General features: G+C 30.3%; 26 protein-coding genes. 2 read left to right on the plus strand and 24 right to left on the minus strand.

Features of this window, described 5'->3' with window-relative positions; genetic code table 11:
• Positions 1 to 14: 14 nt before the first annotated feature.
• From C3E90_RS06145 to ftsE, 4 genes are all read right to left on the minus strand, one after another.
• Entirely contained in the window at positions 15 to 1,238 is a 1,224-nt protein-coding gene (locus C3E90_RS06145) for a S41 family peptidase (protein WP_236914783.1), read from the minus strand.
• Positions 1,239 to 1,335: 97 nt separating this feature from the next.
• Positions 1,336 to 2,475 carry a murein hydrolase activator EnvC family protein gene (locus C3E90_RS13480; protein WP_236914784.1) on the minus strand — a complete coding sequence of 380 codons (1,140 nt, stop codon included), beginning with the start codon at positions 2,473 to 2,475 and terminating at the stop codon, positions 1,336 to 1,338.
• A gap of 16 nt (positions 2,476 to 2,491) precedes the next feature.
• The gene (ftsX, locus tag C3E90_RS06155; RefSeq protein ID WP_236914785.1) at positions 2,492 to 3,388 is read right to left on the minus strand and encodes a permease-like cell division protein FtsX; all 897 of its coding nucleotides are present in this window, start codon (positions 3,386 to 3,388) and stop codon (positions 2,492 to 2,494) included.
• Positions 3,369 to 4,064, minus strand: coding sequence for a cell division ATP-binding protein FtsE (gene ftsE / locus C3E90_RS06160; RefSeq protein WP_236914786.1), 696 nt, complete (start codon positions 4,062 to 4,064; stop codon positions 3,369 to 3,371). The genes ftsX and ftsE overlap by 20 nt, the downstream gene beginning before the upstream one ends.
• Before the next feature lie 193 nt (positions 4,065 to 4,257).
• Here ftsE and C3E90_RS06165 point away from each other — a divergent pair, with 193 nt between their 5' ends.
• Together C3E90_RS06165 and C3E90_RS06170 are read left to right on the plus strand one after the other, a co-directional pair.
• Positions 4,258 to 4,833 carry a 5-formyltetrahydrofolate cyclo-ligase gene (locus C3E90_RS06165; RefSeq protein ID WP_236914787.1) on the plus strand — a complete coding sequence of 192 codons (576 nt, stop codon included), beginning with the start codon at positions 4,258 to 4,260 and terminating at the stop codon, positions 4,831 to 4,833.
• 81 nt (positions 4,834 to 4,914) lie between these two features.
• Positions 4,915 to 6,102 carry a coenzyme F420-0:L-glutamate ligase gene (locus C3E90_RS06170; RefSeq protein ID WP_236914788.1) on the plus strand — a complete coding sequence of 396 codons (1,188 nt, stop codon included), beginning with the start codon at positions 4,915 to 4,917 and terminating at the stop codon, positions 6,100 to 6,102.
• A gap of 26 nt (positions 6,103 to 6,128) precedes the next feature.
• On the opposite strand, the gene C3E90_RS06175 is transcribed toward C3E90_RS06170, so the two are convergent.
• From C3E90_RS06175 to C3E90_RS06270, 20 genes are all read right to left on the minus strand, one after another.
• Complete coding sequence (locus C3E90_RS06175) at positions 6,129 to 7,229, minus strand: AI-2E family transporter (RefSeq protein WP_236914789.1); 1,101 nt, start codon at positions 7,227 to 7,229, stop codon at positions 6,129 to 6,131.
• Between the two features lie 101 nt (positions 7,230 to 7,330).
• The gene (locus C3E90_RS06180) at positions 7,331 to 9,712 is read right to left on the minus strand and encodes a Lon protease family protein (protein WP_236914790.1); all 2,382 of its coding nucleotides are present in this window, start codon (positions 9,710 to 9,712) and stop codon (positions 7,331 to 7,333) included.
• 177 nt (positions 9,713 to 9,889) lie between these two features.
• Positions 9,890 to 10,327: a protease complex subunit PrcB family protein gene (locus C3E90_RS06185; protein WP_236914791.1), complete on the minus strand. Its 438-nt coding sequence runs from the start codon at positions 10,325 to 10,327 to the stop codon at positions 9,890 to 9,892.
• A 119-nt stretch (positions 10,328 to 10,446) separates the two neighbouring features.
• Complete coding sequence (locus tag C3E90_RS06190) at positions 10,447 to 11,382, minus strand: transketolase family protein (RefSeq protein WP_236914792.1); 936 nt, start codon at positions 11,380 to 11,382, stop codon at positions 10,447 to 10,449.
• Positions 11,375 to 12,202, minus strand: a complete 828-nt coding sequence (locus C3E90_RS06195; protein WP_236914793.1) for a transketolase — start codon at positions 12,200 to 12,202, stop codon at positions 11,375 to 11,377. The genes C3E90_RS06190 and C3E90_RS06195 overlap by 8 nt, the downstream gene beginning before the upstream one ends.
• A gap of 11 nt (positions 12,203 to 12,213) precedes the next feature.
• On the minus strand, positions 12,214 to 13,071 hold the full coding sequence (locus C3E90_RS06200; RefSeq protein ID WP_236914794.1) for a YitT family protein: 858 nt from the start codon (positions 13,069 to 13,071) through the stop codon (positions 12,214 to 12,216).
• A 14-nt stretch (positions 13,072 to 13,085) separates the two neighbouring features.
• Entirely contained in the window at positions 13,086 to 13,841 is a 756-nt protein-coding gene (locus tag C3E90_RS06205) for a WecB/TagA/CpsF family glycosyltransferase (RefSeq protein ID WP_236914795.1), read from the minus strand.
• An 8-nt stretch (positions 13,842 to 13,849) separates the two neighbouring features.
• Positions 13,850 to 14,953 (minus strand): polysaccharide pyruvyl transferase CsaB, encoded by a 1,104-nt coding sequence (gene csaB / locus C3E90_RS06210; protein WP_236914796.1) that lies wholly within the window; start codon positions 14,951 to 14,953, stop codon positions 13,850 to 13,852.
• A gap of 14 nt (positions 14,954 to 14,967) precedes the next feature.
• On the minus strand, positions 14,968 to 16,299 hold the full coding sequence (locus tag C3E90_RS13485; RefSeq protein WP_236914797.1) for an O-antigen ligase family protein: 1,332 nt from the start codon (positions 16,297 to 16,299) through the stop codon (positions 14,968 to 14,970).
• The gene (locus tag C3E90_RS06220; RefSeq protein ID WP_236914798.1) at positions 16,290 to 16,844 is read right to left on the minus strand and encodes a hypothetical protein; all 555 of its coding nucleotides are present in this window, start codon (positions 16,842 to 16,844) and stop codon (positions 16,290 to 16,292) included. Before C3E90_RS06220 ends, C3E90_RS13485 begins: the two co-directional genes overlap by 10 nt.
• Positions 16,845 to 16,863: 19 nt before the next feature.
• Positions 16,864 to 17,349 (minus strand): DUF4330 domain-containing protein, encoded by a 486-nt coding sequence (locus C3E90_RS06225; RefSeq protein ID WP_236914799.1) that lies wholly within the window; start codon positions 17,347 to 17,349, stop codon positions 16,864 to 16,866.
• A gap of 5 nt (positions 17,350 to 17,354) precedes the next feature.
• The gene (locus tag C3E90_RS06230; protein WP_236914800.1) at positions 17,355 to 18,476 is read right to left on the minus strand and encodes a glycosyltransferase family 4 protein; all 1,122 of its coding nucleotides are present in this window, start codon (positions 18,474 to 18,476) and stop codon (positions 17,355 to 17,357) included.
• A gap of 91 nt (positions 18,477 to 18,567) precedes the next feature.
• On the minus strand, positions 18,568 to 19,506 hold the full coding sequence (locus C3E90_RS06235; RefSeq protein ID WP_236914801.1) for a PIG-L deacetylase family protein: 939 nt from the start codon (positions 19,504 to 19,506) through the stop codon (positions 18,568 to 18,570).
• Between the two features lie 26 nt (positions 19,507 to 19,532).
• The gene (locus tag C3E90_RS06240; protein ID WP_236914802.1) at positions 19,533 to 19,997 is read right to left on the minus strand and encodes a hypothetical protein; all 465 of its coding nucleotides are present in this window, start codon (positions 19,995 to 19,997) and stop codon (positions 19,533 to 19,535) included.
• Positions 19,998 to 20,025: 28 nt separating this feature from the next.
• Positions 20,026 to 20,802, minus strand: coding sequence for a GNAT family N-acetyltransferase (locus C3E90_RS06245; RefSeq protein WP_236914803.1), 777 nt, complete (start codon positions 20,800 to 20,802; stop codon positions 20,026 to 20,028).
• Positions 20,803 to 20,918: 116 nt separating this feature from the next.
• On the minus strand, positions 20,919 to 21,269 hold the full coding sequence (locus C3E90_RS06250) for a type II toxin-antitoxin system PemK/MazF family toxin (RefSeq protein ID WP_005587027.1): 351 nt from the start codon (positions 21,267 to 21,269) through the stop codon (positions 20,919 to 20,921).
• Positions 21,266 to 21,547: a CopG family ribbon-helix-helix protein gene (locus tag C3E90_RS06255; protein ID WP_236914804.1), complete on the minus strand. Its 282-nt coding sequence runs from the start codon at positions 21,545 to 21,547 to the stop codon at positions 21,266 to 21,268. The genes C3E90_RS06250 and C3E90_RS06255 overlap by 4 nt, the downstream gene beginning before the upstream one ends.
• Before the next feature lie 131 nt (positions 21,548 to 21,678).
• Positions 21,679 to 22,854, minus strand: coding sequence for an alanine racemase (gene alr / locus C3E90_RS06260; RefSeq protein ID WP_236914805.1), 1,176 nt, complete (start codon positions 22,852 to 22,854; stop codon positions 21,679 to 21,681).
• A 177-nt stretch (positions 22,855 to 23,031) separates the two neighbouring features.
• Complete coding sequence (locus C3E90_RS06265) at positions 23,032 to 24,291, minus strand: NAD(P)H-hydrate dehydratase (protein ID WP_236914806.1); 1,260 nt, start codon at positions 24,289 to 24,291, stop codon at positions 23,032 to 23,034.
• Between the two features lie 12 nt (positions 24,292 to 24,303).
• The gene (locus tag C3E90_RS06270) at positions 24,304 to 24,906 is read right to left on the minus strand and encodes a hypothetical protein (RefSeq protein ID WP_236914807.1); all 603 of its coding nucleotides are present in this window, start codon (positions 24,904 to 24,906) and stop codon (positions 24,304 to 24,306) included.
• Between the last annotated feature and the right edge of the window lie 7 nt (positions 24,907 to 24,913).

Here is a 24,913-nt window from a genome sequence, read left to right on the forward strand (position 1 = left end):
TTTGGCTCATAAATTTATTTAATCATTTCATTTAATTTTTCTATAGCAGTTCGTAATTGTATATCCTGTTCCAAGTTTTCTACTCCAATTTCTTGAACATCTTCTGGTAAATCTACAACTATATCTGGCTCTATACCTATACCATGAATATTAGTTCCATTTGGTGTGAAATATTCTGATATTGTCAACTTAAAACCTGAACCATCCGATAGTTCTCTTATCCTTTGAACTACTCCTTTGCCAAAAGTTTTATTCCCTATTAATATTCCTCTATTATGGTCTTTAATTGCACCTGCGAGTATTTCAGAAGCACTAGCACTACCTTCATTTACTAATACTATCAAAGGAATGTCTATGTGTTTTTTATTGGATTTTTCATATGCTCTTTCACCATTTCTTGTTTCTGTATAAACTATTATCCCTTCTCCTAGTAACTCATCTGCTATATCTACGCATATGTTTAATAATCCTCCTGGATTATTTCTTAAGTCTAAGATAATTCCAGAAACATTTTTATTCATTATACTATTTAAGTTCTTCATAAAATCTTCATAGGTTAATTCATCAAAGGAGGTTATTTTAATATATCCTATATCATCTTGTAGTACATTGGATTTAACAGTTATTAATCTAATCTCTTCTCTAACAATATCTATGTCGATATAGTCATTCTTCCCACCCTTGTCTTTTCTTAAAATGGTTATACTAACTGTTGTATTAGGCTCTCCCTTCATTAGCTTTACAGCTTTATCCATATTATCAGCTGTAAATTCTTTCCCATTTACCTTTATAATCTTATCTCCAGTTCTTAGTCCTGCTCTTTCACCAGGTGTACCCTCTATAGGTGATACTACAGTTATTAGATTATCATCACCAGGAGTTACTATTACACCTATCCCTCCATATACGCCTTGAGTATGTTCAGTAAAACTTTTGAATTCATCTTCAGTCATATATACTGAATAGGGGTCCTCAAGTGCTTGAAACATTCCCTTTAATTGCCCCTCCATGAGCTTGTTTTCATCTACATCCTTTAGAAAATTTTCTTTAATATAACCTTCCAATCCCATAGCTTTAGAGTATTTATTATATAAAGAAGTAAGTTGGTCATATTCTTTAGATGGTATTATAACCTTATCTTTATATTTAATAGTCAATAAATTGGTTGCACCAAAAGTAATTATATTTGTTAATATTATTAGTACTACCATTAAAGTGATAATTCTTTTTTTGGACATATTGTTCACCTCAATATTATGGATTATGTATTCTATTTTATTAAGTCTACCTAAACATTATACCATAATGGAGAAAAATAGAAAATAAAAAAGGGGATTAGTTCCCCTTTAAATATGGCATAGGATCTACATAAGAACCATTCTTTCTAACTTCAAAATGGCAGTGAGGTCCTGTTGAAATACCTGTACTACCTATTTTAGCTATTGTATCTCCACGTTTTACCTGAGTTCCTTCACTTACCACTAAAGAAGAATTATGTCCATATAAGGTTACAATGCCACCTCCATGGTCTATCATTATAGTCTTCCCATATCCTCCCAAAGTACCAGAATATATTACCGTTCCATCATTTGCAGCTACCACTTTATTTCCAGCAGCTGCAGCTATATCTATACCCGTATGTAATTTTTTTGTTTTAAAAACTGGATGGATTCTATAACCGAAATAAGAGCTTATTCTTGAATACACGGGCACTGGCCAAGCCATAATCCCACCAATATAGGGTCCGTCTACCCGCTGTCTTTTAACTATTTCAGATTCAATATCCTTAGCTAGCTTATTTAGTTTATCGTATTGTTCTTCATATTTTTTTAAGTCTTTCTCTAACTCAGTCATTAATAATTCTTTAGCCCTTGTAGCACTAGCTAAATCATTCTTTCTATCTGCTAATTTATTTCTAGTCACCTCTACAGAAGCCCTCTGAGCTTGTAATTCTGTCTTTTTATTGTCAATAATATCCCTTTGTTCCTTCATGTATTTAATCAATTCTACATCATGATTAACAATAGATTGAATCATATCTTTCCTAATTAAAAAATCTCTTATATTGGCTGCAGCCAAAAGCACTTCTAAATAACCAACATCCCCGTTCTCATACATTACCCTTAAACGTGAATTAAAGGTATCTTGCTTATCAGCTATTTTTTCCTCTGCTTCCTCCAATTCCGTTAGTGTTCTATCTATATCTTCATTTAATTCATCTAATTCCTTTTCCACTTTTTCCAATTCAATAGCTGCATTATCCATTTGTTTGTCCAATTCTTCTATTTGAGTACTAACGTCTTTGGTTTGCTTTTCAATATTTTTTATTTCTTTTTTTGTTTCATCTATTTGTTGGATAGTGTTTTTTTGTTTCTTTTTCAAGTCTTCCAAACTATTATCTGCAAAGGCCAAAGCATAATTAAAAAGTAATACTAAAGCCAATATTAAATATATTCTCTTTTTCTTTTGTCCCACATTTCCAACCTCCCTCTCATGAATTTAAAAATCTCTTTAAAGAAACAAGACTTCCTAAAGCCCCTATACCTGCTCCCATTGCAATAAATATAATTGAAACATCTTTAATTAATACTTTAGGTGGTACCAAGTATACTGTAAATAATACATATAATTTATCGCTTGCCTTATTAAAGAAATACCCATAACCATAATTAACAACTAAAATAGATATAATTGCTCCTATGAGACCAAAGAGTAAACCTTCTATTATAAAGGGTCCTCGAATATATCCATTAGTGGCTCCTACGTATTTCATAATATCTATTTCTCTTCTTCTAGCAGTTACAGTGATTTTTATAGTATTTGATATAATAAATATTGAAACAAATACTAGTATGCCTGTTATGATTAATCCACCACCTCTTACATAATTTGCAAAAAGGATTAACTTTTCTATAATGTCCTTATTATATTTTATCTTTTCTACCCCTTGAAGACCTTCTATCTTGTCCACTACCGAGTCAGCATATTCAATATCTTTTAATTGAACAATAATAGTATTAGGTAAAGGGTTTGTTTCCAAACCTTCTAAAAGATAGGCTTCATCCTCCCATTGTTCTTTCATAATCTCCAAAGCTTGCTCTTTGGATTGATATATTACCGATAGAACTCCCTGAATACTCTTAGCTTCATTTTCAACTCTATTTAATTGTTCATCAGTTATATCATCTTCCAAAAATATTTCTACTTCATCAAATTTATTCTTTGTATCAATTACCACATTATTTATACTCAATATCATAATTAATACAAGGCCAAGTATTACTAACACTGCAGTTATAGAGCTAACGGAAGCTAATCCCATCCCTCTATTTCTCCACATTCCTTGGAAACCCTGTTTAATAATATTCTTAAGGATTCGAAAGCTCATGCTCATACACACCCTTCTCTTCGTCTCTTATAATCCTGCCTCCTTCAATGGCAATAACTCTTTTTTTCATTACATCTACTATATCCTTGGCATGAGTTGCCATAAGTACGGTAGTTCCTCGTCTATTTATATCTCTAAGTACTTTCATTATATCCCAAGATGTATCAGGGTCTAAATTGCCTGTAGGCTCGTCCGCTATTAAAATTGGTGGACTGTTTACTATAGCCCTGGAAATAGCAACCCGCTGATGTTCTCCACCAGAAAGTTCATCAGGATAACAATGGGCTTTTTTGCTTAAATCTACCATACTTAAGACCATTGGAACATTCCTTCTTATGTCTTTTGGGTGAGCTCCAATGATTTCCATAGCAAAAGCTACATTTTCATATACAGTTTTATTTGGTAGTAGTCGAAAATCCTGAAATACTACTCCTACATTCCTTCTAATAAAAGGAATCTTCCTGTTCTTTACTTTGGTAATATCCTTATTATTCAGATATATTTTCCCTTCAGTAGGATTTTCTTCTTTTAATATAAGTTTAATTAAAGTGGATTTCCCAGCTCCACTAGGTCCCACTAAAAAAACGAATTCTCCCTTGGAAATGGATAGATTTATATTAGATAATGCTCTTACACCATTTTTATATTCTTTGCCTATATTAATGAACTTTATCAAAAATTTTCACCTCTATGTATAAGGAATCTTTCATATCTCATAATATGATTATAACATAATTAATATATGATTCTATTAAAAATCCAGAAATCCTCTTTTTCTAACAAGTTTTTTAATCTTATTTTACACATTCACTTTAATAATATATTATAATATAAGTTGGACAATAAATAAACAGTAAAGGGTGGTAATTTTGGATAAAAAAGTATTAAGAAAAGAAATGTTTAAAAAAAGAGCTAATCTTTCCCATGAAGATATAATAGAAAAATCTAATACCATTCAAAATAAACTATTTAGTTTAGAAAGATATAGAAAATCTGATTTTATTTTTTCTTTCGTTAGTTTTAAAGATGAAGTTGATACCCATGATATAATTAAAAAATCCCTTTCACTTGGAAAAAGAGTAGGAGTACCTATTACTATTCCAAAGGGAAGACAATTAATAGTTTCTGAAATAATGGATTTTGATAAGGAACTAGAAATGGGGTATTACAATATTTTAAGTCCAAAAAATGAATATATTAGAGAGACTTCTCCAAAACTAGTCGATATAGTATTAGTACCTGGACTTGCTTTTAGTCCTGAAGGTTATCGTGTAGGTTATGGAGGAGGTTATTATGATAGATTCTTTAGCATAAATAGAGAAATGTTTAAAATAGGTATTTGTTTTGAAATACAAATTACTCCACAGGTTCCTAAAGGTATGTATGATATACCTGTGGACTGTATCATTACAGAGGAAAGAATAATTAATTGTTCTGGAGAATAATGCTAATTAACTCAATTAATAATAAAGAAAGATGTTATAATATATATTGGTGGTGTAAATTATATTTTAGGAGGAATTTGAATGATAAGAACTGTGGGTACTACCGTAAGAGGCATAAGAGCTCCTATAGTTAAAAAAGGAGATGATTTAATAAATATTGTTGTGGACTCCGTATTAAAAGCCTCGGAACATGAAAATTTTTATCTTAACGATAAAGATATAATCGGAATCACAGAATCATTAGTTGCAAGAGCACAAGGAAACTATGCTACAGCTGAAGATATTGCCCAAGATATTGATAATAAATTTCCAGCAGATATAGGGATTATATTTCCTATACTCAGTAGGAATAGATTTTCCATTATTCTAAAGGGTATAGCTTTAACTGGTAAAAAAATATATTTATTGTTAAATTATCCTTCTGATGAAGTAGGAAATAAATTGATGGATATAGATGAGATGTATAAACTCAATATAAATCCCTATACGGATACTTTAACAGAAAAGGAATATAGAAAATTATTTGGAGATAATGTTTTGCATCCATTTACTGGAATAGATTATGTAAAACTGTATAAGGATTTAACTGTTAATAATAAAGTTGAAATATATCTTTCTAATGATCCTACTATAGTTTTAAATTATACTAAAGATGTTTTAGTAGCAAATATTCATGATAGAAAAAGAACAAAACAAATATTGAGAGAAGCTGGTGCAAATAGGGTAATTGGATTAGATGATTTGCTAACAAAACCAATAAACAACAAGGGGTATAATCCAGATTATGGTCTATTAGGTTCTAATCTAGCAACAGAAACTGAAATTAAGCTATTCCCTCGGGATAGCCAGTACTATGTAAATGAAATACAAAAAAGGATAAAAGAACGAACAGGTAAATTAGTGGAAGTAATGGTATATGGAGATGGTGCATTTAAAGATCCTGTAGGAAAAATTTGGGAACTTGCTGATCCAATCGTATCCCCTGGTTATACATCTGGTTTAGAAGGAACTCCTAATGAAATCAAGTTAAAATATCTAGCAGATACAGAATTAAAAAATCTAGATGGAGAAGCAGCAATAGAAGCCATTAAAGAAAAGATAAGCAGTAAGAATGAGGACCTAAGGGCTAATGAAGAATCTTTAGGTACAACTCCTAGAAGATTAACGGATTTATTAGGAAGTCTATGTGATTTGACCAGTGGTAGTGGTGACAAAGGAACCCCCATAGTACTTATACAAGGTTATTTTGATAATTATGCTACAGAATAGGGCAGACACATAGGTCTGCCTCTACTTTATTTATCCAAAGATATTCCTTTTTGTTTATGTTGTTTAACTATATATTTCCCTAAAACCGTCCTTATTACAGCTGCTATTGGTACAGCAAATAACATTCCCCATATTCCAAAAAATCCACCACCAACAAGAATTGAAAGTATAATCCAAAATGGTTTTAGCCCTACTTGTATGCCTAATATCTTAGGTCCTAAATATAATCCATCAAATTGCTGAAGTAAAAATATAAATATAACAACCCATAAGGCTTTAAAAGGGCTATAAAAGACTGTAATTATTGCAGCTGGTATCATCCCAATAAATGGCCCAAAATAAGGTATCATATTGGTAACCCCAACTATTAAACTAATTAGAAGCGCATATCTTACATTCATTATTAAACATCCAGCAAAACATAGAACTCCAATAATCAAAGAATCTAGTAATTTTCCAACAAAAAATTTTGAAAAAGCTTCCTTTATTTCTTTGGAAAATTCTATTATTGATTCTGCTCTATTTACTGGGAAAATAGAATAGGTCAATCTGCCTAAACTTTTTGCAAAATATTCCTTATCCTTTAGCATATAAATAGAGATTATTGAACCCAGTACAAAATTAACAAGAAAGGAAGTTATAGAAATTACTTGGGTAATAGTTTTATTGACTATAGAACTCATACTACTTCCTAATCTAAGGAATAGTTCATCTACACTAGATTTTATGTAATCAAAAATTCCATATTTATCATTTTCCATTAAATAGCCTGGAGTTTTAGAAAGCCATTCCTGAGTTTTTTTTGCATAATAAGGAAGTTCTTTACCTATATTCTTAATATTATCTATTACTTTTGGTGTAATTATTGTAAAAAACAATACAATAGTTCCATAAAAAATTAAATAAACTATTAATATATTTATCCATCTTTTTAATTTGAAATTCCTTTCCAAAGCACTTAATATTGTATTAAGGAAAAAAGCAATTATAAAAGCCCATATAAAGGGTTTCATAATATTCCTAATTGTCTCCACAAAATTAGGGTTGTCTATTATTTTCCATATAATAATAGATACAATAAGCAGAACAAAATATTTAATATAGCTAAATTTCTTTTCTATTAACAACACCCCCCCTATATATAATAAAACATTGCAATACATTATATTCTATCATGTTTTATTATACTATAAAAGAAAAACCTTTCTAAAAATAGAAAGGTTGGTTTTTATTCATATTCTTTGCTTATATCAGAATAATATTTAAGTTTCTTTTGAACAAAATAATTGATAGTCCCTTCTTCAAATTCATTTTTATCATTTAATTTCCCTGATTTTATTCCAGTTAATATTTCTATGCCTTCATCCACTGTTTTAACACCAAATATATTGAACTTTCCTGATTGTATTGCTTCTATTATCTCATCATCTAACATTAAGTTTTCAATATTTTGATAAGGTATAATTACTCCTTCATTTCCTGTTAAGCCCTTTAACTTACATATTTTATAAAAGCCTTCGATTTTTTCATTTACTCCACCTATGGGCTGAATTATTCCCTTTTGGTTGACAGAACCTGTAACTGCAATAGCCTGTTTGATTGGTTTATCCGCTAAATTGGATAATAGAGCATATAATTCAGTACTTGAAGCACTATCTCCATCTATTCCGCTGTAGGATTGTTCAAAGGTAATACTAGCTGTTAAGGATAGAGGAAAATCCTTGGCATACTTTTCCCCTAAATAACCACCTAATATAAGAACACCTTTATCGTATATACTCCCAGATTGTTCTACTTCTCTTTCTATATTGATTATACCTTCCTTGCCTACAAAGGTATTTACAGTTATTTTACTAGGTCTTCCAAATACATATTGACCTGAATCTATAACAGATAATCCATTAATCTCTCCAACCTTTTCTCCTTCCGTATCTATCATTATTACATCTTTTTCGATTAATTCTATTAACTTTTCTTCGTAGGTATTATTTCTAAAGTTTTTCTTAACTATTGCAATATCTACATCTTCTTTAGTCACCACATCTCTATTTTTCAAATCTGCCCACAAATCAGCTTCATATATTATTTCTACCAATTCATTAAACTTTGCTGTCAGTTTATTTTGATTTTCTGCTATACGACTACTTCGTTCAATAATAGCTGCTAAGGCTTCCTTATCAAAAGGCTTCAAATTTTCCTCTTTACATTGATAAGCTACAAAAGAACCTATTTTTCTAATATTCTCTTCATTTTTATCCATTTCTATATCAAAATCCGCTCTTATTTTAAATAGTTTCCTAAAATCATCATCATAATTATATAATAATTGATATACAAAATAATCTCCTATTATTATTACTTTTATATCCAAAGGTATGGGTTCTGGGCGTAAAGTTTCTGATATTACATTTAACCCTGTAATATTCTCTACTTTAATTTCTTCAGTAGTTATAGCCCTTTTAAGGCCTTCCCAAGCTTGACTGCTTTGCAATATATCCTTTGCTTGTATAATGATGTAGCCCCCATTGGCTTCATGTAAAGAACCTGGTCTAATCTTCATATGGTCCGTTTTAAGCCCTCCATATTCATTGACATATTCTATCTTGCCAAATAAATTATAATAGGTTGGATTCATTTCTCTAATTACAGGTGCACTAGACTTCCCACCATTATCCATAAAAAGATTGACTTGATACCTTTTCATAAAATCTTCTTTTCTATCTCTTGCAAAAAAGATACCTTCTAAATAGTTTTTTTCATCTTCTTTCATAAACATATCATAATTCCTTACTATATCAGCTTTCATATCATTTAAATATTCACAGATAGCATCATTGCCATCATATTTTTCTATAATAATATCCATATAGTTGTTCAAAACATGAAGAACATTCTTCTCTTTTAGATTTTTTATTTCTCTAATTAAATCATTTTCTACATTCTTTACCCTTTTTACATAATCAAAAGCTTTTTGATTTAATTCCCCTGATGTTTTCATTAGCTCTTCTATTTCTTCTTGTGATAAATTGTCTAACTCTTGATCAGTCATAGGTTTTCCTTCTTTTAAGGGTATACTCAATATTCCCCTTTCAGTTTGTCTAAATATAAAACTATATTGTTTAGCTAAATCATTTAGTTCATTTAATATTTTTTGTGCCCTATTCTGATAAGTAGTATATATTAAGTTTTTATTATTTTCATATTCCTTTGAGGTTAAAGTTTGTGGTATTTCTATTCCTATGTCTTTAATAACCTTTTCTACATCTTTTTTAAATATCTTTCCCTGCCCACTGTCCATACTTATAGCTTTGGGAAATTTAGGTCTTTTGAAATTAAAAACATAACACCAATCTTTTGGAGTTTGTCTTTTATCTGCAAATTCTTTAGCTACCAAATAAGAATAACTATTTCTACCTGTTCCTGTTAACCCGGAAACATAAATATTATACCCTTTCCTGCGGATAGAAAGCCCATATTTCAATGCTTCCATAGCCCTGTCTTGTCCGATTAACTCTCTTGAGGTAGGTAAATCCTCAGTAGTATTATATTCAAATAAATTTGGATTACACTTTTTCTTAAGTTTTTCTAAAGGAACTAAATATTTCTCCATCAACTTCACCCCCCATTAATTTTATATATACCCAGTTCAAGTTAGTATATATTATAAATATTAATATGTGGTTTCTATCTTTAGTATATTCTTTAATTTAATTTTGTTTCCAAATGTAAATAAAAAACAGAAGACGCCAAAGGGGCGCCCTTACAGATTATAGTATAATCAGCCATGCTACTCTCCATACTCTACTTCCAATTTAATACTTTCTGGCATTTTACTTAGGTTTGTTTTTACTATTGTAAAAGGATAAGAAAAACCTTGAGCTACGATATCGTTAGTATCTGGGTCTTTAAACTTTGCATAGACTATTAAATCAAAATCATCCTTAGCCCTTTGTTCTATGACTATTTTATCTACATTTACAGAGTATCCCCCTGTTTGTTTTTCACCTCTAGTCACTAGTACATATATTTCGTCGTTTAACCTACAGGTTAAAGCTCTCTCTTCGGTTAAATATTTGGGAAGTATCTCTCTTATTTTTTCTGGAATTTCAGATGACTCTAATGTTTTGTATTTCACCTTCTTATCACCCTTACTTAATATTTTTGGAGCAAAAAGGATTAATAGTATCAATATTATTATCCCAATAGCTATAAAACTTTTTTTCAAATCCATCCCTCCCTATATAGGACTCTCTTATATTATCCTATTCTAGGAGGTATAACTTTATGTTGTTAATATAAAAAAATAGTACCAAAATATGATATGGTACTATTTTCTATTGCTGATTATTTTGATAATATTTTTTTTGCCTTTTCCATAATATTTTTTACACTTAAGCCATGTTTTTCTAATAAAATATCTCCATCTCCTGATTCTCCAAAGGTATCTTTAGTCCCTATTCTCTCCATATATGTAGGTCTATTTTCAACCAACACTTCTGCTACTGCACTACCTAATCCTCCGATTATACTATGTTCTTCCACAGTAACTATTCCCTTAGTTTCAATTGCTGCTTTAATTATTATATCCTTATCTATTGGCTTAATAGTAGAAATATTAATAATCCTAGCTGAAATACCTTCTTTATCTAACTCTTCAGCTGCAGTCAACGCTTTTTCAACCATTATCCCAGTGGCTATTATGGTTACATCTTTTCCTTCTCTTAATTCTATTCCTTTACCTATTTCAAATTTATAATTTTTATCAAATATTACAGGTACTTTACTTCTTCCCAATCTAATATATACAGGACCATTATATTCTGCTGCTTTATATATACATTGCTTTGCTTCTACAGCATCTGCTGGATTTAAAACCACCATATTAGGGAGACTTCTCATGATACTCATATCTTCAAGAGCTTGGTGAGTGGCACCGTCTTCTCCAACGGATAGGCCTGCATGAGTAGCTGCTATTTTAACATTTAATTTTGGATAACATACAGAATTTCTTGTTATCTCAAAGGCTCTCCCTGTAGCAAATACAGCAAAGGTGCTAGCAAATGGAATTTTGCCAGCTGCTGCTAATCCTGCAGCTGTAGCAATCAAATTTTGTTCTGCTATTCCTACATTGATAAACCTTTCAGGGTAGGCTTTTTTAAAAACTGCAGTTTTTGTTGAACCTGATAGATCTGCATCCAATACGACAATATCTTTATTTACACCACCTAACTCCTTCAAAGCTTCTCCATAAGCCTCTCTAGTAGCTATCATATTAGTCATTTATGCCACCTCCTAGTTCATCTATTGCTTTTACTGCTTCTTCTTCCGATGGTGCTTTCCCATGCCAACCTGCTTGGTCTTCCATGAATGATACTCCTTTACCTTTTATGGTTTTTGCAATAATAATTGACGGTTTCCCTTTTGTGTTTTTTGCCTCATCTAAGGCTTTAAATATTTCTTTAAAGGAATGACCATCTGCTTCAATTACATGCCATCCAAAAGATTTAAATTTTTCATCTATAGGATTAATATTCATAACTTCTAGGTTGGTCCCATCAATTTGTAACCCGTTATGGTCTAAAAATACTGTAATATTATCTAATTTATAATGGCCTGCTAACATAGCTGCTTCCCAAACAATTCCTTCTTGAGATTCTCCATCACCAATTAGAACATATACCCTATAATCCTTATTATCTAGCTTTCCAGCTAATGCCATACCATTGGCAGCTGCAATTCCTTGTCCCAAGGAACCAGTAGTCATATCTACACCTGGAGTTCCTTTCATATCAGGATGTCCCTGTAACATAGAGTTTATCTTTCTTAATTTCATCAACTCTTCTTTAGGAAAATAACCTTTTTCAGCTAAAGCTGCATAGAGCACTGGGGCAGCATGACCTTTAGATAAAACAAATCTATCCCTATCTTCCCAATCTGGATTTTTAGGGTCTACTTTCATTTCCCTAAAATATAGAGCTGCTAGTATCTCACATGCTGATAAAGAACCGCCAGGATGCCCTGATTTTGCTTCCTTAAGCATGTTTATTATATTAATTCTCATATTATTTGCAACAATTTCTAAATCCTTATAATCGTCCATTTCTATACCTCCTACTGACTTTTAATTTCTTCAAACCCCTCTCCTAATACTTCAGACATTTCTGTAACCATGATAAAAGCATCCTTATCAATTTCATAGACTATATCCTTAGTCCTAGAAAACTGAGACCTGTTTACCACACAAAGGAGTACATCCTTCTCCTTTTTAGTATACATACCTTTTCCTTTAAACAGAGTAACTCCCCTATCTAAATCTTTCATGATTTTTTCACTAATTTCTTCAGGATTGTCTGTTATAATAATAAAGCCTTTCAAATAACCAATTCCTTCTAATATTAAATCTATTACTTTAACTGTAATAAATAAAGATATTACTGAATAAAGAGATGTTTCAACCTTTTTATCCACCATGCCAGCAAAGGCAACCACTACTACATCTATAGCCATCATAAAAGTTGACAGACTTAATGTAGGAAAAATTTTATTGAGTATTGAGCCTGCCAAATCTGTACCACCAGTAGTTCCGCCACATTTAAAGACAATACCTAAACCTATTCCTGATACAAGTCCTCCAAAAATAGAGGATAAGAGTAAATCTGGAGTAACTGCTTGGATGGGAATTATCTTTAAAAATAAAGAAAGTAGGGCTGTTGCATATAAAGTCTTCCATCCAAAATTTTTACCTAAAATAATTATTCCAATTATAAACAAAGGTATGTTTATAGCTAAATTTGTTATATAAACAGGTATACCTGTAATCTTTTTAAATACTATAGCAAAGCCAGTAACCCCTCCTGGAGCAATAGTATTTGGCTCTAAAAAGAAGGTTAAACCAATTGCTAATAAAAATACACCTGTACCTAGTCCTATTAGGGATAATGCTGTCTTGTACCATTTTTCCTTTGCCATAAAATCCTCCTGCTTTATTGGATTATATCTTTAGAAAACAACACATATAATATAAACTTAGGTAATACCATCTGTCTTTTTATACGTGAAGGTTCCTTCACTAGTCTATATAACCATTCTAATCCAAGTTTTTGAAATATTTCTGGTGCCCTTTTTGATTCTCCAGATAATATATCCATTGTCCCTCCATTGCCAATTATCACCTTACCCTTAAGCCTATTTTTGTTTTTAGCTATCCAAACCTCTTGCTTTGGGAAACCCAGTCCAACAAATATAATATCTGGCTTTACTTCATTTATCTTATGTATTAAATTTAGTTCTTCCTCATGATTTTCATATCCTACATGACTACCTTTAAAATATCCATGATGAAAACCTGCCAATTTAACATTTGGATATTCTTCCATTATATTTTCTCCTGCTTTTTTAGCTACACCTTCTTTGCCTCCTAATAAAAACAATCTATAACCATTATTATTAGCAATTTCTAATAATTTTATTGAAAGGTCAAAGCCTGTAACCCTTTCTTTTAGAGGCCTTTTTCGAATCCTAGAACCATAAATAAGCCCTATTCCATCAGGAATTACTAAATCACTATTATTTATTATGCTTTTTAAATCCTTGTCATCTTTAGCTGTCATTACTATTTCTGTATTTGGTGTACATATGGTCCTTAATCTATCTTCAACTAAAAATTTATCCACAATTGCTGTTGCTTCATCTAAGGTTACATTATCTATTTTTATTCCAAAGATATTTATGTTTTCCAAAATATCACCTACTCTTCTAAAAGGCCTAATGCCATGTGGACATTTTTTAATGCTTCTTCCCTCATTTTTATATCCAACTCTTTTAACTCTTTTTTTAAATCTTGTCTATATTGCCATACATAATCAATATTGGCAATAAGTCGAGTGTCTTTTACATCTTCAACAGGACACATATTCCCCATATTTATGGATTTCAAAAATCCTTCAATCTTAGGATCATAGACAATTCCTACCATAGGAACATTCTGGGTAGCTGCATATATTAGAGAGTGTAACCTCATGGCAACTATTATCTCTAATCTTTTAATTATACCCATAATGTCTTCTACATTATATTTGTTAGAAATAATATAACAGTTTTGACTAGTAACTCTTTCTAGAATCCTATTGCTAATGGATAAATCTTCTGGATAATGCATTGGAATTAAAACTACATTAACCTTATAATTTTCAATAACATAATCTATGGCTTTAGCTACATTAGGGATTAAATTTTCTTCATTAATCCAGTTCCTAACGGAAACACCTACTAAAGGTTTATCCCATGGAACATTTTCTTTATTAAGTATTTCATCAATTATCTTATCTTCACTCGGCTCTAGAGTAAATACAGGGTCAGCAGTCACAAAAATATTACTATTTTCAACTCCCAAATTTTCCAAAAAGATTTTAGAATCTTCATCCCTTAAAGTAATTAAATCAACCTTGTTTAGTGTTTTTCTAGTCAAAAATCTATTCAGTTTTCTATCTATTGGTCCTATACCATTTGCATACACCATTATAGGTTTTCCAAACTTTTTTGCCAATTTCATTAAAGTTAAATAATATAACAAAGAACGAGTACTGGTAATATCCTGTAAAAGGCTCCCTCCTCCACTAATAAATAGATGGCACTCTTTAATTGATTTGATTACTTTTTTAATTTTAAACCTATTTACAGCTTTTATATTGTACACCTTTTCCGTAAAAGTGGGATTGTTGGATAAAACCGTAATTTCTATGGAGTTGTTATTCTCTTTAATATCCTTCACAATGGCTTTTAATATAGCATCATCACCACTATTATCAAAACCATAATATCCAGAAATAAGAATCCTTTTCTTTGAAGCCATAAATATTCTCCTTTTTAACTAACTTCCGATAGCTCATCTGAAATTCGTATTAACGATAATAAAAGAGCAACCAAAATCCAGAAAGTAGTTATTATTCTAGGTATATATAATATATTTTCCACTGCTCCATGGGCTAGTACAGCAGCCAAGCCTGATATAACACCTATTGCCATAGTTTTAATATAGCTATCTTTTCCTTTTACCAATTTCTTTATTGAATATTTGAATAATACAAATAAAAAGATTACAAAAATTATAAATCCTAATATTCCCGTTTCAGCCATTGTTTCTAAATAGGTATTATGAGCATGATAAGTAGGCATTGTTCTTATATAGGTCTCAAAGGTTGCCTTAAAAGGAAGATGTCCGAATCCCACACCTACAAGCCAATGGTCTCGAATAATATCTAAAGTTATTCTCCACATTTTTATCCTATAAGTATTGGATGAATCAGCAAAGTTTACAATACTCGTTATTCTATTTAAAATGGATTGAGGTAAAAAATATACGCCCCCTAATACTAGTGGAATAATAGATAAAAGCAACCTCTTTTCCATTAATAATACGAATATAAATATTCCAAAGGCAAATCCAACCCAACCTCCTCTAGATAGGGTTAATACCAATGCTAATATTAGAATCAAACTAGAAATTAAAAAGATAGCCTTTTTATGAATTCTTTTAGAATGCCAAAATAATGATATAGATATAGGTATCATCATTATCAAATATTCTGCGAATATATTTGGATTCCCAAAGACGGAATAAATTCTAGTTTTTACATCTGGGTTATTTGCAGCATCTACCCATTTATCCTCTATTTCTACACCAACTTTAAATTGATAGAACCCATAAACTGCAATCAAAGTAGCTGAAATAATTAAAAAAACTATAAGGATATTAAAATCCTTTTTAGTCTTTATATTATTTACTATTACAAATAAAAACCCTATAGATGTAAGATGAATGGCTAAATCTCTAAAACTACCAGTTGGGTCAATAGATGTAATAGTTGAGATTATTATTATTATTACATAAAATATTATAGGCATATCTATTGGTTGTTTGGTTAAAGGGTTTGTTTCCTTAAATAATACCTTATATAGATATACCCCTACCATAAAAATCATAAATAATATATTTAAAATGTCTGGCATAAAAGGAAATATAAATACACCTGCATATATTCCAATTTTAATATTATATAATATCAACACAATTCCTATTAAGCCTAATAATGTAATAGCAAAATAACTTAAAGGCAATCTATGATATATTAAAGAAAATATTATACCTAATCCTATTGGGAGAATTATTTCCTTTTTCTTTATACATTCTACCACCACTGTTCCACTCCCTCATCAATAGTAAATATGCTTTTTACCAACTTGAAAATATAGCTTCCTTCTAAAATACTTTTATAATCCTCTTTTACCTTTAAACCTATTAGGGAGATAGATATCAAAGCTATAGAGATTAAGTAGGATCTTCCTGAATAATATCCCCTAACTAGATTATTCCCTATAATGCCTATGCCAAAGGCAATGAAAAATATATAAAAAGTACTTTGCAATTGAATTTCATCATAAAAGAGATTATAAATAGTAGTATAGATTAAACTTCCATGGTTTACTTTTTTTATCCTTCTTCTTAATTCCCTAAAGACTTTTACAATTATATCAATAATGAAACAATATAACTTATAAAGCAAACTTTCCTCTATCAGGCTACTGCTAGATGTAAATAAACTTATAGTGAGAGAACCAATAGATAAAAGCTTTGCTCCTTTTATCAATTTATCATTAAATTTCTTTAAAAGACTATGTTCATAACCTTTCTCTAAAATATGCCAAATTTTTACCAAAAATCCTACTATTACACTATTATACATAGAACCACTCCTAGTTCCTTTATTCTACTTCAACCCCAAGTATAGTACTCATAACTGCTACATTTCTATTTTTAAGCCTAAATTGAGCTCCAATTCGGATTTGCTCTCCACCAGCTATTACTACATCTGGATTTTCCTTTACATCTGCTTCTACTGTCATAATAACCGTATATTTTTCAGGAATTTCTGCTAAAATCCATCTCCCATCTCCACTCTCAACAGGTTCTTTATAGGGTTCTACTTTCTTATCTACTATTTCACCAAGCAATTGACCTTTATCATAATGATATAATGGATCTCCTATAACTATACCATCTACAGTAGCCATTCTCACATCAGAAACTTCCACAGTTATCAAAGCCTTTTTGGTTTCTGCAATGGCTACAGGACTTTTTTTCATACGTTTTACTCCTCCAACTGCTAATAACGCAATTATCAGTATTACAGCTAAATCAATTATGTTTATAATCCCGAATAATTTCCCTTTTTCGTTAATTATTTTCACTTTTCCTACCTCCTATGTTGAATAATATAATCATAAATTTTACAATGTTCTTCTGCCATCTTTCTAGAAGAAAAGTTTTGCTTAACACTATTCAATAAATTTTCCCCCATGGTTTTTATCATTTCCTTGTTTTCCATAAGGTAATCTAGTTTTTCTGCTAAAGCTTCACTATCTCCAACCTTGATTAACCATCCATTGTAACCATCTCTAATTAGTCGATTAATCCCACCTACATCCGTACTAATGGTCATCTTTTTAAGTCTTGCACCTTCTAAAATCACATAGGGAAAACTTTCACTAATGGAAGTCAATACATTTATATCTATGGCATTGAAAAATGAATATTGATCATCAACAAAACCTAAAAAATAAATATAATCACTAATCCCCATTTCATTAACTAAAGACTTAATCCTCTTCTCATCATTGCCCGTTCCTGCAATCAAAAATATAATATCCTTCCTCTTTTGGAGGACTTTATATGCAGCCTTAATAAAGGTTTCATGATCTTTAACCAAATCTATTCTTGCTATTATACCAACTATTATCTTATCTTCTCCAGGAATATTATATCTATTTAAAAAATCTTCTTTGCTAATATATTCAATTTTAGACTCTAAATCAATACCATTATAAACGGTAAATATTTTTTCTTCACTAAACCCTCTTTTTACTAACATCTGTTTAAATGTTTCTGAAATTGCTATATAATAATCAAAATTTTTTAGAGCTATTGAATTCATAGGAGTATATACTATTTTCTTATAAAAATTATCCTTGAAATCCAGCTTATAATCGCTATGTATAGTTGTTATCATAGGCTTTTTTATCCTATGTTTTAAAAACATAGCGATAAAATTAGCTCTAGCACCATGACAATGGATTATATCATAGCCTTCCTTCTTTATTTCCTTTTCTAACCTACTAATCACAGACATATCTGTTCTATTTTTCTGCTGGAATACTTCAATATTAATTCCTGCTTCTACAGCTTCTATAAAAAACGTATCTTTAATAAAACAAATGACCTTTGCATCTATTAATTTATTTAATTGTCTCATCAATGAAATAATATGAGTTTTGGCTCCACCTGTATCGCCACCACTAATTAAATGAAGTACCTTCATTACATAATAGCCCTATCTCAGGGCTTCCTCCTTCCCTTTAAAAGCAAAATTAAAACCCCAAATATTATAACATAAATTATTGCCCCTATCATCAAATTTTATATTTTGTTAACTCTTTAGACAATATAGAATTAAGCTTAAGGCTAAATTCTTTCTTCAAGACTTTATTAGTTTCAAAAGATAAGAGCAAGTTATACTCACTGCTTAACTGCCTAAAATATTCAGGTTTAAATCCTTCCTCTACTAATATGTTTTCTATTTCTAATAAAGTTTTAATGTTTGCTTTAACAAAGATTTCTGCCCCAAACCCATCCTCAACAAAAAATCTTTTTCTTCTATCTAATAATCTGAAAACATCAAATCCCATTGCCCACTGAGAAGTAAAAACATTATATACTTTCCCTTTTTGACTATATAAATATTCATCCATTATGCTTAAACTATTTACCAATTTGGGGATTATGGGGCAATTTACTTCATACATATATATTTTTTCAAAATCTTTATTCCATACCTTCAAAGCCCTTATTAAAGCTTTTGTGGTCTCTACATGATCTTTGTGCCCATCAATTATAAAAGGAGTATATATAATGGAAGGTTTCTCTTCTTCCAATATATTAATAATTTTTTCTATTAAATCTACTTTGGAAGAATCTAGTTGCCCATCTAATTCATCTAAAAAATATAAAGCATCAAATCCATATACTTCTTTTATCCTTTTCCCTTCTTCTTTTCTTTGATTAATTAATTTGCTACTAGTTAAGTCAGTTGTACTACCACTTCCATCGGTTAAGTATACCAACGCCATTTTATTATCTGCTCTTTTATGTTTTAATAAGGTAGCTCCAAGACCTATGGTTTCATCATCTACATGGGGTGATAAAACCAATACCTTTTCATCTGTATTAATCATAGCATCTATTTCAATATTATCTCTCATTGAACTATTTCTATAATAAAAATAGGTATATATGCTGTTGGTCAATTTTAAAGGGTATTTAAGGACCTTCTTTACCAAATTTTTAACCATAGACTCACATCCTCTATTCGTAAAAACTATCTAATTTCATATTTACCTCGTACCAAATAAATGGAATCTGTAATAGCATATACTCCTCTGTCATCATCTCTAGGAACAATAAGTAAATGGTTTGCAGGAACATTTTCTCCCATCTTTAAATCCCTTCCACCAGTTACATCTGACAAGCCACCTAATTCACCAGCTAATATTTCTGCTTTCCCTCCCCTTAAAATAATCTCTGTACCTCTTTCTCCTATAATAGATTGTCCAGCTAATATCTCCACCACTTCCAAATCATTGGATAAATTAGTATTACCTTCAACACTTGATAGTTTATCATCTATATAATATTTTAACTGGTCAATTCGCTTCTCTAAATAGCTCAAGGATATTAAAGGATCATTTTCAGAGCCTGGTTCTGAAAAAACAACGGTGCTACCTAATATTATGAATACTATGCCTAAAATCAATATGGTTCCATTCATTCTATTATTTCTCATTTTTATTTTCCCCCTTATTTAGCCTAGTTTAAAAGTAATCTCCTTTATATATAGGAATTTGGATTTTTTCTATCCCTTTAATTCCATTATTAAAAGAAACTATAGTTGCTCTGTTTTTAAATATTTTATAAATAACAGTCTCTTTAGTGGTATATTTAAATAATAAGGGAAAATCCGCCTTCATGAAATATTCATTATATTCACTATTAAATCTTCCTAAAATATAATATATATTTTTTCCCCTTTCAAATAGTAAATAGGATTGATTATCTTTTTGGTAATAATGATATTTTTTTATTGGTGATTTTATAAATCTCCAAACCAAATAATCTTCATGAATATAATGGGTTTCATCTTTTAATTTAGATTTGCTAAATACAGGTTCTAAATAACAATATTTGTTGATTTCCCAACCTAATTTTAGATTTCCTGGTAAAGAATTTTCATTAGGAAAATTATAAATAAAAGCTCCTTTTGTATTTTCCAAAGCTATTAAACTAGACTTTGTAAAGATACCTTTCCCCCTATATCTTTCTAGAACAGCGGTATCACAAGGTTGGTAGGATAAATGGCCTTCTATGTCATTTCTCCAAAAAACTCTAATCCCGATTAGCTCTTCTCCGTCATATGCTAAAACTATGTATGAATCCCCATATATATTGTCTAAATATTTCCAATTAAACCATTCTAAATTATACTTGGTATGAAAAACTGTATTGAACACTTCTATAAAACTACTTTTTTCCTTTTCACTAAGTTCACTACTTAATTTGCATGTATATATAATATCTTCTTTATCTACCAAGTTGAAACACCTACTTTCCATCTAAAATACTATTCCTTCTTCATTTGATTATACTATAATTTGCTAACCTTTTAAAGAAATTAAAAAAATAAGCATATTTAATTAATGCTTATTTTTTATAAATCTATTAATCCTAAACTTATTTTTAAACAATCATCTACCTTTTCCATCATTTCATCATTAAATCTACCAATTTTTTCTCTCAGTCTCTTTTTATCTATGGTTCTAACCTGCTCTAACAATACTACCGAATCTTTAGGAAGGCCATACTCAGGAGCACTGATTTCTACGTGGGTAGGTAGCTTTGCTTTGTTAATTTGAGAAGTAATAGCCGCTACGATAATAGTAGGGCTATACTTGTTGCCAATATCATTTTGGATAACAAGAACAGGTCTTACTCCCCCTTGTTCTGAGCCAACAACTGGACTCAGGTCAGCATAAAAAACATCTCCTCTTTTTACATTCACATTTTTTCACACCCAGTTAGCTTTGTTTCGTATACAATTAATTCTACCATATCTTGTTCAAAACCTATTTCAGCAAGAGCTAAATTAATTTTACTCATCTCTACATATCCATCCTTCAGTCTTTGAGAAACTTCCACTCGCCTTTTTTCACGAATATACAATTTCATAGCTTCTTTAACAAATTCACTTCTATTTTTCTTTTCCATAGAAACGATAAAGTCCACCTCTTTTAATAAACTATTTGGTAAACTAACCATGATTTTTTTAGTTTCAGCCATTAAGTTTGCACCCCCAAGCAAATGTTTCTCCTAAAACCTAATAAGATAAGCTCAGCCGTAGTAATACATATCAATTATATATTCTTTACATTAATTGTGTCAATATGAACAATTATTTATTCAAAATTTGGCTAATCTAATAGATAATCTTCTACATCTATTATCTTACCATCCTTAATATATACTCTGGGAACCCTCCTTCCCACCATACATACTATTTCATAGTTTATAGTCTTTAACTTATCTGCAACTTCATCTACATGAGGATAACCCTCTTCACCGTATCCAAATAAAACTACTTCATCTCCTATACTTACATCTTCTAAATCTGTAATATCTAGCATACATTGATCCATACATATTTTCCCTACTACAGGTACTCTTTTCCCTTTTAGATAGGCTTCTGCTTTGGATGTTAATAATCTTGTAAAGCCATCAGCATATCCTATAGGAATAGTAGCAATTTTAGATTCCCTTTCAGTAACAAAAATTTGCCCATAACTAATTCCAGTACCTTTAGGGACATTTTTAATGTAGGAAATTTTAGACTTCAAGGTCATGGCAGGTTTAAGATTTACTCTTTCCTTATTTACTTCATTAGAAGGATAGAGTCCATATATCATAATTCCTGCTCTAACCATATTTAGATTGTATTCAGGAAAATCCATTATAGCTGCACTATTAGATACATGTTTAATAGGTATGGAAAGCCCCCTTTTCTCTAGTTTTTCAGTAAATTTTGAAAACCTATCATATTGAAGTCTAGTATAGGTTTTATCCTCTTCATCTGCTGTAGCAAAATGGGTATAAATTCCTTCGATTTTTATATTTGGAAGATTAGAAATTTTAATAATCTCATCAATAGCTTCATCTTTAGGTAAATATCCTAGTCTACCCATGCCACTATCAACCTTTAAATGGATAATACCAGCCTTGTCTAACTTAACAGCAGCTTCCGAAAGAACCTTAGCACTTTCATAATCATATATGGTTTGAATAATATTAAATTCTACTACTAAAGGGTATTGGCCTTTTGGGGTGTACCCTAGAATTAGTATAGGAACATCTATATTTGCCTTTCTAAGCTCAATAGCTTCTGATAAAGTTGATACTGCCAATCTATCTGCACCATTATTTAAAAAAGTTTCAGCAGATTTAACAGAACCATGGCCATAAGCATTAGCCTTAACTACTGCTGTTATCAAAACACCTTCTTTTATATTTTTCTTCACCTCTTTCATATTATGAGCTAAATTATCTAAGTTTATTTCCACCCAAACTGGTCTGACCTCATCTAAAGTTTTCATCTTACCACCTCAGCGTTACTTATTATTAATTTTATCTTTTGTATAGTTAATAAAATCTATAGTCTATATTATATCTTCCACCTTATATATTCAACCTATTAGATACAAAATCCTTCTTTTTTAACCAAATTTGTTTAATATTTTAATATTTTCCATAATAGATATTCTAATCAGAACTCAATCTTTAACCTTTTTAATGCTATAAGGTATATTGTCCAATATATCCCTAGAAATCATTCCATATTCACCTTTATCCTTCTTTGCTAAATCACCAGCTAACCCATGGCAATATACTCCTAATTTAGCTGCTTTGAAAGAACTTATTCCCTGACCTATAAAGCTGGCTATTATCCCTGTTAACACATCTCCACTACCTGCTGTGGCCATTCCGGGATTCCCTGTAGGATTTACATATATTTCCCCTTTTGGATTGCTTACGATGGTATTAGCACCTTTAAGCACTGTTATTACATTATATTTATTCGATACATGTTTAGAATATTCTATCCGATTTTTTTGTATTACCTTTGTATCTATGTTCAATAGTCTTGAAAATTCACCTGGGTGAGGGGTTATAATGGTATCTGCCCTTCTATTCAATAATATATCTGAATTGCCCTTGGATATACAATTTATACCATCTGCATCTAATACTATTGGCCTTTCAAAATTTAATAATATTTTGTTCACCAATTCAATCCTATCTTCATCAACTCCTATCCCAGGGCCTATTGCTAATACATCCATCTCCTCTATTATCTTTTTTATCTCATCAAAAGAAGACAAAATAAAATGACCTGTATTTTCATCTTCTACAGGTTTAATTATTGCTTCTGTTAATTTAATAGAAATAATATCATATAAACTATTAGGTATAATAGTATAGACTAAACCACTTCCACTTCTTAAAGCTGCCATAGTAGCTAAACAAGAGGCACCAATCATATCTTTACTACCAGCTATTATTCCTATTCTACCAAAAGTCCCTTTATGAGATTCTATTTCTCTTTTAGGTAAAATACTCCTAATATTATCAGGAACTTTAATCTTTAAATTATAGGATTCACCTTCACCAATTGCAGAAGCAATAGCATATTCCTTTTCATGGGATATAGATAGTTTAATATTATGAATACCTAAATCATTAGAAATATTCAATCCTTGGTTATATAAATTTACATTGGGTTCCCCATTATGGTCATGAAGAATCTCTATATCCTTCCAATTTACATTACCTATTCCTGTACCAAGTAATTTAGATATAGATTCTTTAGCAGCAAATATTCCAGATACGGTTTGGGGAGTATAGTTTTTCTTTTTAATATATTCTATTTCCTTTTGTGTAAATACTCTCGTTAGAAACTGGTCTCTTTTTTTTATCAACAAATTTTCTATTCTAGATATTTTCACTATATCCACTCCGTTACCTAAAATCATATAGATTCTCCTTTATTTAAAAATTTGCTCATCTAACTTTTCAATTTCCTTATTCCCCAATAAACCATGTAAAAAAGAATAAGTTAAATTTATCCACTCTTCATAATCATACTTCTCATTTATCAATATTTTTATCCTATCTCTCATAGTATCTAACTCATCAGTGACATCCTTCAATTTTTTTTCTTTATCTTTAAGCTCTTTATAACCATAATAAACAGTAGCTTTTAATAGATTAAAGTTTAATTCTCTAATCTGTTGAGGAATAGTCTCTAATTGAAAAACTATTTCATTTAACTCCTCATTTATGGTCTCGATTTTTTCTTTGTATTCATCTAACAACCCAATGGGATGGGTTTTGTTTTCATTATTAATTGCATTTGATATACCTAAAATCATTTTCATAGCAAGGGTTTTTTCTTTTTGAAGTATTTCCTCTTTTCTTTCTAATTCTCTTTGTGCCTTTACTTGTTCTATTAATTCTTCTTTTATATATTGAATATTTCTATTGTTCACATTGCCAAATAATTTTAACCAATTTTTATCTTCTATTAGTAAAGGTATTTTATTCTTAAGAATAATGTTTTCATCTAAATTTATATTCTTAAAGGCCATTATACTA

This window comes from Clostridium sp. Cult2 (assembly GCF_021655075.1).
In the GTDB taxonomy this organism is placed as follows: Bacteria; Bacillota; Clostridia; order Tissierellales; family Tepidimicrobiaceae; genus Schnuerera.